Genomic DNA, 16,550 nt, shown 5'->3' with positions numbered 1-16,550 from the left:
CGGAAGGCCCGGGAACGGCCCGCCGGCGCGCTTTCCGAAGCGGACAGACGGTTACGCAATTTACACAATGTCCCGGCGGAAAACGGGGCGTCGAACGGTTTCGGCGCCCGGCGCCGCCGTCCTGCCGGCTTGCCCGTGCGCCGGACGGGCGTGCCGGTACAATGCAGCGATTCGCCCGGCGGCGGTTCGGTGATCCGCCCGAGAACGACGCACAACACGACACGACACGATCAGGAGACGCGCCCAAGATGGCCTCAACGGACAGCCTTTCCCAGGCACCTGCCCAATTCCCCTCCATCGACCCCGGCTCCATCTCGGCCCGTCTCGACCGCCTGCCGCCGACGCGCAGCGTCTGGAAGCTCGTCGTGTTGCTGAGCCTCGGCTTCTTCTTCGAGCTCTACGACCTGCTCTACAGCGGCTACGTCGCACCGGGCCTCGTGAAAAGCGGCATCCTGTCCGCGACGACGCACGGCCTGTTCGGCACCACGGGCGTCGCGAGCTTCATCGCCGCGCTGTTCTCCGGGCTCTTCATCGGCACGATCGCGTGCGGCTTCCTCGCCGACCGCTTCGGCCGCCGCGCGATCTTCACGTGGTCGCTGCTGTGGTACACGGCCGCCAACGTCGTGATGGCGTTCCAGGACACCGCCACCGGACTGAACTTCTGGCGCTTCGTCGTCGGTCTCGGCCTCGGCGTCGAGATGGTGACGATCGGCACGTACATCTCCGAACTCGTGCCGAAGCAGATCCGCGGCCGCGCGTTCGCGTGCGAACAGGCGGTGGGGTTCGTCGCGGTGCCAGTGGTTGCGTTCCTCGCTTACCTGCTCGTGCCGCACGCGCCGTTCGGCCTCGACGGCTGGCGCTGGGTCGTGCTGATCGGCGCGCATGGCGCGCTGTTCGTGTGGTGGATACGCCGTGAACTGCCTGAAAGCCCGCGCTGGCTCGCGCAGCAGGGGCGGGTCGACGAAGCCGACCGCATCATGCGTGCGCTCGAGGCGAAGGTCGAAGCCGAATACGGGCGGCCGCTGCCGCCGCCCGCGCCGGCCGAACCCGTGCCGCCGCGCGGCAGCTTCCGCGACATGTGGGTACCGCCGTATCGCAGCCGCACGATCATGATGACGATCTTCAACGTGTTCCAGACGGTCGGCTTCTACGGCTTTGCGAACTGGGTGCCGACGCTGCTGATCAAGCAGGGGATCACGATCACGTCGAGCCTGATGTATTCGAGCGTGATCGCGCTCGCGGCGCCGATTGGCCCGCTGATCGGCCTCGTGATCGCCGACCGCTTCGAGCGCAAGTCGGTGATCATCGCGATGGCGGCGGCGATCGTCGTCTGCGGGCTGCTGTTCAGCCAGACGACGGTGGGCGCGTTCCTGATCGTGCTCGGCATTGGCCTCACGCTCGCGAGCAACATCATGTCGTACAGCTTCCATGCATACCAGGCCGAGCTGTTCCCGACGTCGATTCGCGCGCGGGCCGTCGGCTTCGTCTATTCGTGGAGCCGCTTCTCGGCGATCTTCTCGTCGTTCGTGATCGCGGCCGTGCTGCGCGGTTTCGGCACGTTCGGCGTGTTCGCGTTCATCGCGGGCGCGATGGTGGTCGTGATGGCCGCGATCGGGGGGATGGGGCCGCGCACGAAGGGCATCGCACTCGAAGCCATCTCGAAGTAGTCGGCAGGTGCGCACGCATGTCGCACGATTCGTGCGGGATGCGTGCGACACGGTTGCGTCCCGGTGCGCCGCATCGTCAAAATGATTTGCGGTGCGAATCAACACGCAAACGCTATCGAATCCGGGTGAAGCACGCAAACTTTCGGACGCGCGCCGACAACGTCCAGCACGCCAACCTGCCACGCAAAGAAAATCCCGGCGGCAACGAGTTGAAACAAAGCGTGACGAAGCGCAATTACACGTAAAAGCGCGCGTCCGGGCGCTGCCGATTCGCGCATCGACGAGTAGAATGAAGGGCCTGACGACTCATTAGCCGCCATCGGAGCACCCGCGTTGCATCAGCGAACGGCTCCGCCGCGAAGAGGCGTCGGCGCCGGGCGTGCACGATGCGCCGGACGTGTCGATGGCTTGCGCGGAAGATGCGCCGCTCGCACCAGCAGCATGCGGCGGCCGGATCGGCCGATGGCTTCGAACGTATGATTCTTGTCCCTCTGGCGCGGCGCTTTGCGAAGCCGCGTTGCCTCAACCGTGCAGTTGCCGCATACGTGTGGCTCGCTGTCGCGATATCGATTTCCGTTCTCGCCGAGCAGCCTGCCTTTGCCGCGTCCGACGCTGCATCGTCTGCTGCGTCATCTTCGTCCGCTGCGTCGCCTGCTTCGGCAGCGTCCCGCACGCAGCCGTCTTCGTCTGCGCATGCGGTGTCGGGTGCATCGGCCGCAGCGCCGGCATCCGCCGCGTCACACGCGAATCACATGAATCACGCGGAACCCGCGAATGCGGCATCGGGGGCGTCGCCCGCTTCCTCGGCTTCCGCCGCGTCGGCCGCCGCGCCTGCATCGGCCGCATCCGGCGCGCCCGCCAGCGAGGCCGAGCCGCCTCCGCCCACCCCGCCGCGCCGGCATCCGCCGCTGTCGGCCGAGGAGGCGCAAAACGCGACGACCCGTGCGCTCGACATGCGCAAGCGCTTCACGCAGGAAGTCACGCGACGCCTGAACGTACCCGCGAACGAACAGCGCGCGTACGGCGACCGCCTTCAGAAAGCGCTCGCCGATGCGGATCTCGGCGATCTCGCCGGCGAATACGTCGCGATGGTCGATCGCGCGCCGAACGTGCAGGCGCTGTTCATCTATTTCCGGGCGACGCCGGCCAATGCGTGGCTGATGATCGGCGCGTCGCCGGTCGGCACCGGGCTGCCGGGCCAGTACGACCATTTCCTGACGCCGCTCGGCGTGTTTCATCACTCGCCCGACACGATGGATTTCCGCGCGGAAGGCACGACGAACGAGAACGGCATTCGCGGCTACGGCCGCCGCGACATGCGCATCTACGACTTCGGCTGGGTGGATGGCGAGCGCGGCTGGGGCAAGGGCGGCGTGTCGCCGATGCGCTTCCAGATGCATGCGACCGACCCCGACCGGCTCGAAGCGCTGCTCGGCATCCGGCATTCGAAGGGCTGCGTGCGGATTCCCGCGTCGCTGAACACGTTCCTCGACCAGCACGGGGTGCTCGACGACGACTATCAGGCACGCGTCGAGACCGGCAAGTCGCTGTGGGTGCTGCGTCGCGATCGCGACGTCACGCCGATCGCGGGCCGCTACCTGGTCGTGATCGACAGCGCCCGCAAGACCCGCCCGGCCTGGTCGCCGATGCCGGGGCGCGGCGCGTGGTCGAAGCTGCCGAAGGGCGGCGACACGGCGGACTGAGCGTCGGTTCGCCGAGAGCGGATTGCGCGCGGATGAGAATAAATCCGATTTATTGACATATAAGGAAAGCAAACTTTTATTATCCGATCCGGGTTCGTATAGTCGAGTCCAGTTTCGCGGAACCCCTGCCGCGCCTGGACCACCACCGACAACACGACCCGCATGAAAACTCTCTACAAGCTCGCCCCGCTCGCGATGCTCGGCGCTTTCGCGACCCATGCCGGTGCGCAAAGCAGCATCACGCTGTACGGTCTCATCTCGGCCGGCGTCGGGTTCGCGACGAACCAGGGCGGCAAGAACGCGTGGCAGGCGTTGTCCGGCACGAACCAGAACCCGCGCTGGGGGTTGAAGGGCAAGGAGGATCTCGGGCAGGGGCTGTCCGCGGTCTTCCAGCTCGAGAACGGCTTCAACGTGATGACGGGCACGGCCGCACAGAACGGCCGCGAGTTCGGGCGCATGGCGTACGTCGGGCTCGCCGATCGTACCTACGGTTCGCTGACGTTCGGTCGCCAGTACGATGCGATCCACGACTACATCGGGCCCGTGATCATCGCGAGCAATGGCGTGAACATCGGCGACAACGACAACGGCTACAACGACATCCGCGTGCAGAACTCGGTGAAGTACGTGAGCCCCGTCTACTCCGGGCTGAAGTTCACCGCGCTGTATGGCTTCAGCAATGCGACCGGTTTCGCGAACAACAGCGCGTACAGCTTCGGGCTCGGTTATGAGCGCGGCCCGCTGCGCTGGAGCGTGGTCTATGCGCAGTACAACCATCCGTACAGCGCGACGAACCAGGATGGCGCGATCGCGAACGACTATGCGTCGCCGCTGCTGATCTTCAGCAAGAGCGCGATGTCGCCGGCCGCATACGCAAGCCGGCAGCGGATCGCGGGCACGGGCGGCTTCTACACGATCGGCCGCGCGCAGTTCGCGGCGATGTTCACCGACGTGCGCTACGATTACCTCGACAATTCGCACCTGCACCTGCAGAACCTGGGCGTGAACGTCGTCTACACGATGACGCCGCAACTCTTTCTCGGCGCCGCGTATGCGTTCACGAACGGCAAGTACGACGTGATCGACAAGCGTCCGAAATGGCATCAGGTGAACCTGCAGGCCGATTACTTCCTGTCCAAACGCACCGACGTCGCGCTGACGGTGATCGTACAGCAGGCGGCTGGCGACGCGGACCATGCGCAGATCTTCGCGTATGCGCGTTCGACCGGCACGCGCCAGATGATGGCGACGCTCGGCGTCCGGCACGTGTTCTGAGCGCCCGACCATGACTCATTCGATCGCCTCCCGCCGCACCTTCCTGAAACTGTCCGCCGCGCTGGCCGGCACCGCGCTGCTGCCCGAAACGGGCGCATTCGCGGCCGGCGCCGACGCCGCGCGCCGCACGGTGATCATCGACACCGACCCTGGGCAGGACGACGCCATCGCGATCCTGTTCGCGCTCGGCGCGCAGGACCGCCTCGACGTGCGCGCGCTGACGGCCGTGGCCGGCAACGTGCCGCTCGACCTGACCGAACGCAATGCGCGGATCATCCGCGACTGGGCCGGCCGCACGAACGCGCTGCCGGTGTACGCGGGCTGCCCGCGTCCGCTCGTGCGCGATCTGGTGACGGCCGCGAACGTGCACGGCAAGACCGGGCTCGAAGGCGTCGAACTGCACGCGCCGCGCGCGCCGCTCGCCGCCGGCCACGCGGTGTCGTACCTCGTCGATACGCTGAGCCGCGCGGCGCCGAACAGCGTGACGTTGTGCGCGCTCGGCCCGCTGACGAACCTCGCCACCGCGCTGGTCGAAGCGCCGCAGATCCGCGGCGCGCTGCGCGACATCGTGCTGATGGGCGGCGCGTTCTTCGAGCGCGGCAACATCACGCCGGCCGCCGAGTTCAACATCTACGTCGATCCGCAGGCGGCCGACGTGGTGTTCGGCAGCGGCGTGCCGATCGTCGTGCTGCCGCGCGACGTCGCGGTGAAGGCGCCGATCACGCCGGCGCGCGCCGCGCCGTTCCGTGCGCTCGGCAACCGCTGCGGCGCGATCGTCGCCGACATCATGGAGGCCGAGCTTGCATACAACAAGAAGCGGCGCGGCGTTGAAGACGCGCCGATGTACGACCCGACGGCCGTCGGCTATCTCGTCGATCCGACGCTGTTCGGCGGCCGCAAGGTGAATGTCGTGATCGAGACGACCGGGCAGTGGACGCTCGGCGAGACGATCGTCGACTGGAACGGGCGCAGCGGCCGTACGGCGAATGCAACGTGGATCAACGAGGTCGACGCGGACCGCTTCTACGCGACGCTCGTCGCACGCATCGCGAATCTTCCCTGAGTGCGGGCGGCCGCGCGCGGCGAACGGAATCAGATGTGCTTCTCGATCCACTCGCGGCACGCCCGCACGTGCGGGCCGCGATCGTCGGCGGCGAGCGAGATCAGCGAGATCGCACGCGTGACGCGCGGCTTGTCGACGCGCAGCGCGACGAGTTCGGGATCGTGCAGATGCATCGTGTAGAGGCTCGGGAGCACGGCGGTCGCGAGGCCGTTGCGCGCGAGCGCGTAGAGCGGCTCCGTGTATTCCATCCGGTACGTGACGTTCAGGCGCAGCTTCCCGGCGCCGCCGGTGCGATGCAGCGATTCGCTGACGCTGCCGCGCACGAACACCGCGAGGTCGCGATCGACGAGCTTCGCCCACGTGACGCTCTTCGCGCGGGCGAGCGGATCGTCGTGCCGCACGACGATCACGATCTCGTCCTCGAACAGTTGCCGGTAGCGCAGCGTGCCGTCGTCGCCGTCGGGCTCGCGCACGCCGATGCCGAGATCCGCGACGCCGTCGCGCACCGCTTCGACGAGCGCGCTGTTCGGCAAATCGGTGAGCGTGAAGCGCAGCGTCGGATGCGTGCCGCGCAGTGCGTTGAGCGCGGGCAGCAGGCGGCCCGCGACCGACGGGATGAACGCGATGCGCACGGTCTGGATGCGTTCGCCGATGAGCCGCGTCATGTCGTCGAAGGTGCCGCGCGCCTGGTTGAGCAGACGCTCGGCGAGCGGCAGCACGGCTTCGCCCGCGGTGGTCAGCGTGAGCCGGTGTGCGGTGCGTGCGAACAGGCGGCCGCCGAGCAGGAACTCGATCTGGCGGATCGACGCAGTGAGCGCGGGCTGCGTGAGCGACAGCGCTTGCGCGGCTTGCGTGAAGCTGCGTGCGTGTGCGAGGACGACGAAGTGCTGGACCTGCCGCAGCGTGAGCGCGGGGAGTAGCGACGAGCGGTCGGACATCGGGCAATGACGGTCGGGATGCGGTACGCGGCAGTATAAGACCGCGCTGCACGCCCCGACACAGGACAATATTCGGAATCACAGGAGAACCACCATGTCAGCGACTGACACGATGCCGGCGCGCGCGCCGGCCAACTGGCTCGAGCGGCGCTTCGCGCTCGCCGCGCGCGGCACGAGCGTGCGCACCGAGACGATCGCGGGCGTCACGTCGTTTCTCGCGGCCGCGTACCTGCTCGTCGTGATCCCGTCGCTGCTCGCGACGGGCGGCATGGACCGCGGCGCGGCCACGACCGCGACGATCGTCGTGTTCGTGCTGTTCACCACGCTGATGGGGCTCTACGCGAATCTGCCGTTCCTCGTCGGCCCCGGTATCGGCGGCTCGGTGATCATCGGCGTGACGCTCGCGACGACCGAGCACGTCGGCTGGCAGACGGGCCTCGGCATCGCGTGCGTGTCGGGCGTGCTGTTCTTCCTGCTGACGATCGTCGGCGCGCGCGGTGTCGTGGTGCGGCTGATTCCGGTGCAGATCAAGCTCGGGCTCGGCGCGTCGATCGGACTGTTCGTCACGATGCTCGGGCTGCGCAATGCGGGGATGGTCGTCGCGAACGCGAAGACCAACGCGTTCGCGCTCGGCGACTTTTCGCGGCCGGGCGCGCTCGTCGCGCTGATCGGCCTCGCGGTCGCGATCGTGCTGCAGGCGCGCAAGGTGCCCGGCGCGATCCTGATCGCGATTCTCGTCGCCGCCGCGGCCGGCGTGCCGCTCGGCGTCACGCACCTGCCCGCGTCGTTCGTGTCGCTGCCGCACGGCATCGCGCCGATCGCGTTCAAGCTCGACATCGGCAGCGCGTTGAGCCTGGCCGCCGCACCGTACCTGTTCGCATTCTTCGCGGCGGAGTTCTTCTCGACGCTCGGCACCGCGCTCGCGGTCGGCGCGAAGGCGAATTTGCTCGACGAGCACGGCAACCTGCCGAACATCAACCGGCCGTTTCTCGTCGACTCGCTCGCCGCGACGCTCGGGCCCGTGTTCGGCATTCCCGCGCTGACCGCGCTGATCGAATCGGCGGCCGGCGTCGAGGCCGGAGGCCGCAGCGGGCTGTCGTCGGTGGCGGCGGCCGTGCTGTTCGCCGCGATGCTGCTGTTCGTGCCGGTCGCGCTCGCGATCCCGAAGGAAGCGACGGCGCCGGCGCTGATCCTGATCGGGCTGTCGATGTTCGCGACGATCCGCCATACGCATTTCGACGACTTCACCGACGCGCTGCCCGTGATGTCGATGGTGCTGCTCACGCTGATGTCGAACAGCTTCGGCACCGGCATTGCCGGCGGCCTGTTGTGCTACGTGCTCGTCAAGCTGCTGGCCGGCCGCTGGCGCGACGTATCGTGGGGGCTCGTCGTGCTCGCGATTCCGCTCGGCTATTACTTCTGGACCGTCGTGAAGCCGCACTGAGAGACGGCTTCGCGACGCAATGGCACTACCGAAAAGAGACTGACATGAAGGGAACACCAGGCAACGTCCCGGCCGCGCGCACGGGTATCGACATCACGCCGGCCCATCGGGCCTTCTTCCGCGCGCTGCCGAAAATCGAACTGCATTGCCACCTGCTCGGCGCGGTGCGGCATGACACGTTCGTCGCACTGGCCGAACGCAGCGGCGCGCCGATCGAGCGTGCGGAGATCGACGCGTTCTACGCACGCGGCGAGAAACCGGTCGGCGTGCTGCACGTGCTGCGCGCGCTCGACAAGTATTTGCTCACACGCCCCGACGATTTGCGGCGCATCGCGTATGAGTATCTGGAAGACGCAGCCGCCCACAACGTGCGGCACGCGGAATTCTTCTGGAATCCGACGGGAACGGTACGCGTGTCGGGCATCGCGTATGCGGATGCGCAGGCCGCGATCGTGACCGGGATCCGCGATGCCGCGCGCGACTTCGGGATCGGCGCGCGCCTGATTCCGAGCATCGACCGTGAGCAGGATCCTGATGAAGCCGTGGCGATCGTCGAGTGGATGACGGCCAATCGCGCGGACGAAGTCGCAGGGATCGGCATCGACTATCGCGAGAACGACCGGCCGCCGGAACTGTTCTGGAAGGCATATCGCAACGCGCGCGCGGCCGGCTTTCGCACGACCGCGCATGCCGGCGAGTTCGGGATGCCGTGGCGCAACGTCGAGACGGCCGTCGACCTGCTGCAGGTCGATCGTGTCGATCACGGCTATACGATCGTCGACAACCTTGAGCTGTGTGCACGCTATGCGGAGCGCGGCATCGTGTTTACCGTCGTGCCGACGAATTCGTACTACCTGCGCACGCTGCCGCCGGAGCAATGGGCCGAACTGCATCCGATGCGCAAGATGCCGGGGCTCGGGTTGAAGATCCATCCGAACACCGACGATCCGGCGCTGCACAAGGTCAATCCGAGCGAGGCGTGGGAACTGATGCTCAGCCATTTTGGCTTCACCGTGGCCGAGTTGAAGCAATTCATGCTGAACGGGATCGACGGCGCATGGGTCGACGATGCGACGAAGGCGGTGTGGCGTGCGACGTGGGCGCCGGAGTTCGATGCGCTGGCCGATACGCTCGCGGCGGGCTGAGCGCGCCCGGTCGGCACTTCGTCCAGACGGCCTCGGGCCGTGCACGGCGGGAACAGGATGCCGCGCACGCGTCCTGTCGTCTGTCCGCACCACGCTGTGCGTGTCGGGTTGGCATACCTCGATCGCATTCGCTATATTGGCGTCCGGCAGCGCTCGAGCGTGTCGCTGCCGCCGCGCGCGCCCGCGCCGGCATTCCGACAATAATTCGAATCCGAGAGGCTCCACGTGCGTATCCCTGTCTTCTGTCTGATGTTGTTCGTCTCGCTGTCCGCGCGAGCCGGCGGTGCCTGCGATGGGCTGCTCGGCGATTACGCGCCGGCCGCCGGCAAGCCCGCGACCATGCGGGTCGAGAAGGTGGGGGGCGACATCGTGCTGCGCGGCCGCGAAGCTGGCCAGTGGAGCGCCGAAACCGCACCGACGCACGTGGCGGAACGCGATATGGACGGGCCGGAGAAGCTGCCTGCGGACGCATGCGTGCTCGAGGTGCCGGGCGGCCAGCTGATCAGGATGCGGATCGGGACCCCGTATCAGGTCACGTCGATCACGGGCAGCAACTTCACGACGAAGCATTCAACCACCGGCGTTCTGCTGCTGATGACACAAGGCTTCCAGGTCGACGGCATCGAGCTGTATCGGGTCGCGCGCAGCGGCGATTCGCCGACGGCGCCGTGAAGGCGGGCGCCGCGCGCTGACGGCGAGCGGGCCGGCATGTTGCTGCACACGACGACACAACAACGAGGCGACCCCTTCCGATGGGCAATCGAGCATGGCTGTATCTCCAGTCAGGTGACGGAGACGACGCGCGAACGATCGGGTTCGCGGAATCCAACAATCACTTCCCGCTTCTGTGGCGCGTGCTGCTCGCCGACGGCGGCGCGGGCGGCGCGATTACTGACCAGCGTGTGTTCGGCGACGCAGGCACGCCGAATCTCGCCAGCGACGCGCGGGCCGCGCATGCGCGCCTGAGCCGGCTCGCATCGTTCGTCGTCGCGCATCCGCTGCACGGCGACGATCCCGCACTCGCGCGTCAGTTCGATGCGCTCGTGCGTCATCTCGGCGAATCGATCGACGCGCTCGGCGATGCGCATGGCGCGCCGCGGTTATCCGCGAACCTCGACGAACTGTCATGGCTCGACGACGGCGATCCGAACGACTACATCGACGAGGAGCGCGATGCCTGTACGCGCCTGTGGTGGCGCGTCGCGAACTGCATGGACTTCCGAGACGTGCGCGGCGTGCGCGAGGTACTCGAGATCGACACGCCGGCCGACTGGCGCGACTGGGCGTGGGGCTTCGGGTTCGGCGGGGTGTCGCATCACTATTTCGTCCGTCAGAATCCGCCGCGCCGCGTGACGTTCGCCGAGATGTTCGACGCCGGCGAGCTGCACGGCAACTGGCTCGGTCACGGCACGTTCAGCTTTCGCGGACGCAACGGCCTCTGGGGCGTGCGGCGCGAAACCGACGACGCGTGGGACGTGATCGTGCCGCCCGAGTGGACGAACCTGTGGGCCAGTGGCGCGCGTGACGACCGGCTGTTGTGGGCCGCGCGCGACGGCAAGGTCGGCCTGCTGCTTGCCGATGGCGACGATGAAGGCGACGGTGTCAGGATCGTGCGCGAACCGGCGTTCGACGCGGTGTGGGATTTCAACGGCGACGTCGCCTGCGTACGCGTGGGCGAGCGGTTCGGGCTCCTGCGCACGGATGGCGTGTGGGCGCTCGAACCGTTGCTCGACAACTTCGGCGAATTCACGGGCGGGATTGCGTCCGCGAGCATGGACGGCCGCTGGGGCTTCGTCGATACGCATGGCGCGTGGGCGATTGCGCCGCGCTTCGACGATGCGCACGAATTCGTGAACGGCGCCGTCGCGGCGGTCGCCGAAGGCGAGCAGTGGGGGCTGATCGGGCGCGACGGAAAATGGCGCGCGGAGCCCGAGTGGGCGGCGCTCGAATGGTCGTCCGAGTGCGGCGCGTTCGTCGCACGGCGCGACGGTCGCGTCGGTCTCGTCGATGAGAAAGGTCGGATGATCGTCGAACCGCATTACGCGGAAGTCGCTCCACTGACCGACGGCGAACGAGCGGAGATGCTCGACGAACTCGGCGCGATCCGCCATATCGTGCGGCGCGAAGACGGCCGTTGCGCGATCGTCGACGGGCAGGGCCGCGTGCTCACGCCGTTCGACTTCGTCAACATGGGCGCGCTGTCGTGGCTGCCCGACGACGAGATGGTGCCGGGCGAGCTGTTCACGCGTTACGCGATCGGCGTCCTACCGGGCGAGCCGGTGCAACTGGCGATTTGCGATCTCGAGACGGGCGCGACGATCGCCCAGGGGCGCTACGACGATGTGGCCGGCCTGTTCTGGGGCGCCGACCATGGCTGGCTCGCCAGCGTGCAGGACGACGACGGCCACGACGTGCGCGCGACGGCATTGCGCGCGGACGGCACCGTGCTGCATCCGGCGCGTTACACGCGAATCGGCGACGATGCGCTGTTCGACGACGATCGCGACGACGATGCACGGCATGCGACGTTGATGCCGTGGTTCGTTCGCCGTGTCGAGATCGCGCGGCGCTGGAGCACGGACGAACCGGTCGCCGCATTGCGCGACGACGGCGTGCCCGTGTGGCTGTACGCGGACGGGCACGTGACGACGACGCCTCGGTAGCCCGGTACGCAGCCACCCCGATCAGCGAAACAACCTCAGCCAGTCGAACAGGCCTGAATGCTGCGGCGCGCGCCGCCTCGACGCCGGCGCGCTGCGCGGCCGGAAATCGGGCGAGAACTGCACGTGCGGGTCGATCGCCTGCGCACGCAGCGCCGCATCGTAGAACGACCCGACGATCGGCAGCGCGCTGTGCGCGCCCGCGCCCCAGTAGTCGCTGCGCAGCGTCACGCTGCCGTCGTCGAAGCCGACCCATGCGCCGGCCACCAGTTGCGGATGCATCAGGATGAACCAGCCGTCCGTGTTGTCCTGCGTCGTGCCGGTCTTGCCCGCGACGTCGATCCGGATCCCGTAGCGCGAGCGGATGTCCGCGCCGGTCCCGTAATCGACGACGCCACGCATGGCGTCGACGAGCGTCTGCGCGGCAGGCGCGGGCAACGCGCGTTCCGGCGGCGCGCTGCCGAACGCGGCGAGCACCTTGCCGTCGCGATCCTCGATGCGCGTGATCATCTGCGGCGCGACGTACACGCCGCGGTTCGCGATCGTGCCGTACGCGGACACCATCTCCTTCAGCGTGACGGGGCTCGTGCCGAGCGCGAGCGACGGCACCGCATCGAGCGGGCTGTCACGCACGCCCATCGCGCGTGCAAGCTGCGCGACCTTTGCGGCGCCTTCGTGCTGCATGACCTGTGCGGTGATGCGGTTGCGCGACAGCGCGAGCGCGTCGCGTAGCGTCATCGGCTCGCCGGTCGGCGGTTCCGCATCGGTCGGCCGCCACACGGCGCGACCGTCGATCGGGATCGCGACGGGGCGGTCGACGAACGTATCGCCCGGCCGCATCCCGTCCGCGAACGCGGCGCCATAGACGAACGGCTTGAACGTCGAACCCGGCTGGCGCCGCGCCTGCACCACGTGATCGAACGGCTCGCTGCCGAAATCGGGGCTGCCGACCCACGCGCGAATCGCACCGTTGCGCGGATCGATCGCGACGAAGCCGGCCTGCACCTGCGTCTTGCGCTCGCACAGTGCACGCATGAATTCGCGATTCGCGCCGAGCTGCTTCAGCGCTGCCCCATCGGCGAGCCCCGTATCGCGCGCCTGGCGATACTCGGGCGTCTGCCGAACGAAGCCGAGGAACAGGTCGTTGCGCAGCCCGCAACCGGACGGCCCGCGCCATGCGCTGTCGGCGACCGCCTGCAGTCGTTCGGTCTGCCGCGTCAGCGCCTGCGTGGCCATGTCCTGCAGACGCGCGTCGAGCGTCGTGCGCACGACGAGGCCGTCCGAGTACAGATCGTAGTTGTTGCGGTCGGCCCATGCGATCAGCCACTTGCGCAGTTGCACCGCGAAATGCGGCGCGAGGCCCGGCTGCGCCGTCTGCGGTTCGAAGTCGACGCGCAGCGGCCGGCGCTGCAGTTTCGCGAGCTGCTGCGGCGACAGCATGCCCATCTGCGCCATCCGGCCGAGCACGATGTTGCGCCGCTGGGCCGCGCGTTCCGGGTTCAGCACCGGGTTGTAGTAGCTGTTGCCCTTCAGCATTCCGACGAGCGTCGCGCTTTCCGTGATGTCGAGCTGGTCCGCCGACTTGCCGAAGTAGGTGCGCGCGGCCATTTCGACGCCGTACGCGTTGTACAGGAACGGCACGGTATTCAGGTAGGTTTCGAGGATTTCGTCCTTGCTGTACACCGCTTCGATCTTGAACGCGGTGATCAGCTCCTTCAGTTTGCGCGTGAGCGTCGGCGCGCGGCCGACTTCGTCGGGATACAGATTGCGCGCGAGCTGCTGCGTGATCGTCGAGCCGCCCTGGCGGTCGCCCGAGAACGTACGCAGCCCGGCCGCGAGCGTGCGACGCCAGTCGATGCCGTGATGCGCGTAGAAGCGGTGATCCTCGGTTGCGATCAGCGCATCGACCATGTGCGGCGAGATCTGCTTGAGCGGCACCCATTCACGGTTCACGGGCCGGAATTCGGCGATCAGCTGGCCGTCGGCCGACAGCACGCGCGCGGGGCGGTCGATGCGCGCCTTGCGGATGTCGCCGATACTCGGCGTGAACGGAACGAACGCGAGCAGGGCCAGCAGGCCCAGCACCGGGATCGCGGCGAGCGTCAGCGCGACGCCGCGTCGAGTCGGATGGCGCAGGCGATGCAGCGCGCCGGCGCCCAGCGCGCGGACGCGCGTGCGGCACGCGGCGGCGAGCGGCGCGACACGGGCGCGGCAACGGAGCCACGCGTCTCGGAGAAACGGCACGAAGCGGTTCAAGGCGGCAGGGGCGCGGATGGAAGACGCGCGATCCTAGCAAACGGAACCCGCGCGCCGACGGCCGAAACGGCCGTTTGCTTGCAGGATTTACAGACGATTACGTTTGTTGCCCGCCGCCAACCTTTTACCGCGCGCGGGGCCGCGATTCCGCCGACGAAACGACGTCCGCGAGCCGCTGCGCGGCCGCTTCCATCTGCGCGCGGCCGAACCCGCCGAAGCCGAGCACGAGCCCGGGGCGCGCGGTGCCGGGCGCGAACATCGGCGACACCGCGCGCACCGCGACACCGGCCCGGGCGGCGCGCGCGACCACGTCGAGATCGTCGATGCCTTGCGCGAGCCACAGCACGACGTGCATCCCCTGGTCGCCGGGCTGCACCCACGCGCGTTCGCGCGGCAGGCGCGCGCCGAGCGTGTCGATCAGCAGCGCGCGCTGCTCAGCATAGACGCCGCGCACGCGGCGGATGTGGCGATCGAGGTGACCCTCCGCGATGAACGCGGCGAGCACGTGCTGATCGGCGGTCGGCGCATGGCGGTCCATCAGCACGCGCGCGCCGCAGAACGCGGGCACGAGATCGTCGGGGGCGATCACGTAGCCGAGCCGCAGCGACGGAAACAGGATCTTGCTGAAGGTGCCGAGATAGATCACGCGGTCGGGCGCGAGGCCTTGCAGCGACGGGAACGGATAGCCTTCGTAGCGCAACTCGCTGTCGTAGTCGTCTTCGACGACCCAGGCGCGGTGCGCGCGCGCCCACGCCAGCAGCGCATTGCGCCGCGCCATGCTTAGCGGCATGCCGAGCGGGTACTGGTGCGACGGCGTGACGAATGCGGCGCGCGCATCGGGTGCGACGCGGATGCCGGCGTCGACGTCGAGGCCGTCGGCGTCGACCGGCACGCGCACCATCGCATCGCGTCGCCCGGTGCTTTCGAGCAGGGCGGTGATGCCGCGATAGGCCGGATTCTCGACCCATGCGCGGTCGTTTTCGCCGAGCAGCACCTGGCTCGCGAGATGCAGCCCTTGCTGCGTGCCGCTCGTGATCACGACCTGGCCGGCGTCGCAGCGCACCGAGCGCGACCGGCGCACGTAATCGGCGATCGCGTCGCGCAGCGGCAGCGCGCCTTGCGGGTCGGCATAGCCGGACGGTGCGCCGGCGCCGCGGGCGCGCAGGCGATTGCCGAGCCGGCGCCAGATGTCGTCGGGCGCGGTGAGGCCGACCGGCACCGAGATCGCGAACGGCATGGCCGGCAGCGGACTGAATTCGCGGGCGATCCGCGCGAAGGTGGCGGCCGGCTCGGGCAGGCCGTCGCGTGCCGCGTGCCGACGGCTGGCAGCGGGAGCGGGGGCTTCGACGGGCGGCGGTTCCGCGAGCGCGTTCGCCACCCGCGTGCCCGCGCCGCCGCGCGATTCGAGAAAGCCTTCGGCGATGAGCTGCGCATATGCGTCGACGACGGTGCCGCGCGCCACCTGCAGCGACGCGGCCAGCAGCCGCGTGGACGGCAGCGCGTCGCCGGGCCGGACGTCGCCGCGGCGCACCGCGTCGCGCAGCGCCTGCGCGAGTTGGCGGCTCAGGTCGCCGGCCGCGCGGTCGAGCGCGCCGAGCGACGGGATTTCGACGATCCGGGCCGTTCTTGCCATGATTCTGGTCCGCTGAAATTGTTTCAAACCGGCTCTACAGAATAAACCAGTTCGGGCTCACAATCGGCGCATGACGGGCCAGCACCCGCGCCATTTCCCACCCCGCACGATCGTGGAGCCGACATGTACGTCCCCGCCGATTTCAACGAACCGAACCCCGACGTACTGCGCGAGCTGATCGTGCAGCACCCGTTCGGCAGCCTGATCACGCACGGCAAGAGCGGGCTCGACGCGAACCACCTCCCGTTCGAGCTGATGCCCGACGACGGCGGGCTCGGCGAACTGCATGCGCACGTCGCGCGCGCGAATCCGGTCTGGCACGACGTCGCGGACGGCGACGAGGTGCTCGTGATCTTCCGCGCCGGCGACGCATATATTTCGCCGAACGGGTATCCGAGCAAGCACGTCGCGCACCGGCAGGTGCCGACGTGGAACTACCGGGTCGTGCATGCGCACGGCCGCATCACGGTGCGCGACGACGCGAAGTTCGTGCGCGGCGTGGTCGCACGGCTGACGCGCACGCACGAAGCGTCGCAGCCGGTGCCGTGGAAGATGGGCGATGCGCCGCCGGACTATATCGATACGATGCTGCAATCGATCGTCGGGCTGCAGATCAAGATCACGCGGTTCGTCGGCAAGCGCAAGCTCGGGCAGAACAAGGCCGAGGCTGATATCCGCGGCGCGGGCGAAGCGCTGGTCGCGGCCGGCAATCTTGCGATCGGCGAGGCGATGCTCGCGGAGGCCGACGCGAAGCGCGAATGAGCGC

13 protein-coding genes are annotated in these 16,550 nt (G+C 68.4%); 10 read left to right on the top strand and 3 right to left on the bottom strand.

Annotated features, from left to right (window positions below; genetic code table 11):
• The first annotated feature begins 248 nt into the window (after positions 1–248).
• From CFB49_RS26685 to CFB49_RS26670, 5 genes are all read left to right on the top strand, one after another.
• Entirely contained in the window at positions 249–1,667 is a 1,419-nt protein-coding gene (locus CFB49_RS26685) for an MFS transporter (protein ID WP_069620636.1), read from the top strand.
• 17 nt (positions 1,668–1,684) lie between these two features.
• On the top strand, positions 1,685–1,912 hold the full coding sequence (locus tag CFB49_RS35980) for a hypothetical protein (RefSeq protein WP_143329324.1): 228 nt from the start codon (positions 1,685–1,687) through the stop codon (positions 1,910–1,912).
• 141 nt (positions 1,913–2,053) lie between these two features.
• Positions 2,054–3,370 carry a hypothetical protein gene (locus CFB49_RS26680; RefSeq protein ID WP_089492745.1) on the top strand — a complete coding sequence of 439 codons (1,317 nt, stop codon included), beginning with the start codon at positions 2,054–2,056 and terminating at the stop codon, positions 3,368–3,370.
• A 162-nt stretch (positions 3,371–3,532) separates the two neighbouring features.
• The gene (locus tag CFB49_RS26675) at positions 3,533–4,645 is read left to right on the top strand and encodes a porin (protein ID WP_069620638.1); all 1,113 of its coding nucleotides are present in this window, start codon (positions 3,533–3,535) and stop codon (positions 4,643–4,645) included.
• A 10-nt stretch (positions 4,646–4,655) separates the two neighbouring features.
• Positions 4,656–5,708, top strand: coding sequence for a nucleoside hydrolase (locus CFB49_RS26670; protein ID WP_089492744.1), 1,053 nt, complete (start codon positions 4,656–4,658; stop codon positions 5,706–5,708).
• A gap of 29 nt (positions 5,709–5,737) precedes the next feature.
• Here the strand turns inward: CFB49_RS26670 and CFB49_RS26665 are convergent, their stop codons facing one another.
• Complete coding sequence (locus CFB49_RS26665; protein ID WP_069620640.1) at positions 5,738–6,646, bottom strand: LysR family transcriptional regulator; 909 nt, start codon at positions 6,644–6,646, stop codon at positions 5,738–5,740.
• A gap of 94 nt (positions 6,647–6,740) precedes the next feature.
• Here CFB49_RS26665 and CFB49_RS26660 point away from each other — a divergent pair, with 94 nt between their 5' ends.
• The 4 genes from CFB49_RS26660 (at position 6,741) to CFB49_RS26645 (ending at position 11,898) form a co-directional block, all read left to right on the top strand.
• The gene (locus CFB49_RS26660) at positions 6,741–8,090 is read left to right on the top strand and encodes an NCS2 family permease (protein ID WP_089492743.1); all 1,350 of its coding nucleotides are present in this window, start codon (positions 6,741–6,743) and stop codon (positions 8,088–8,090) included.
• A gap of 44 nt (positions 8,091–8,134) precedes the next feature.
• Positions 8,135–9,235 (top strand): adenosine deaminase, encoded by a 1,101-nt coding sequence (add, locus tag CFB49_RS26655; RefSeq protein WP_089492742.1) that lies wholly within the window; start codon positions 8,135–8,137, stop codon positions 9,233–9,235.
• Positions 9,236–9,460: 225 nt separating this feature from the next.
• Complete coding sequence (locus CFB49_RS26650) at positions 9,461–9,907, top strand: hypothetical protein (RefSeq protein ID WP_256979915.1); 447 nt, start codon at positions 9,461–9,463, stop codon at positions 9,905–9,907.
• Positions 9,908–9,987: 80 nt separating this feature from the next.
• Entirely contained in the window at positions 9,988–11,898 is a 1,911-nt protein-coding gene (locus CFB49_RS26645) for a WG repeat-containing protein (protein WP_089492740.1), read from the top strand.
• A gap of 21 nt (positions 11,899–11,919) precedes the next feature.
• Here CFB49_RS26645 and CFB49_RS26640 read toward each other — a convergent pair whose 3' ends face one another.
• On the bottom strand, positions 11,920–14,151 hold the full coding sequence (locus CFB49_RS26640) for a penicillin-binding protein 1A (RefSeq protein ID WP_089492739.1): 2,232 nt from the start codon (positions 14,149–14,151) through the stop codon (positions 11,920–11,922).
• 124 nt (positions 14,152–14,275) lie between these two features.
• A complete protein-coding gene (gene pdxR, locus CFB49_RS26635; protein ID WP_089492738.1) occupies positions 14,276–15,784 on the bottom strand; it encodes a MocR-like pyridoxine biosynthesis transcription factor PdxR in 1,509 nt (502 codons plus the stop codon).
• Between the two features lie 123 nt (positions 15,785–15,907).
• On the opposite strand from pdxR, the gene CFB49_RS26630 reads away from it, so the two are divergent.
• The gene (locus CFB49_RS26630) at positions 15,908–16,546 is read left to right on the top strand and encodes an FMN-binding negative transcriptional regulator (protein WP_089492737.1); all 639 of its coding nucleotides are present in this window, start codon (positions 15,908–15,910) and stop codon (positions 16,544–16,546) included.
• Positions 16,547–16,550: the final 4 nt, after the last annotated feature.

This window comes from Burkholderia sp. AU17457 (assembly GCF_002223255.1).
GTDB lineage: Bacteria > Pseudomonadota > Gammaproteobacteria > Burkholderiales > Burkholderiaceae > Burkholderia > Burkholderia sola.
Note: the sequence above shows the minus strand (reverse complement) of the source record. Positions and strands in the feature narration are given on the sequence as shown.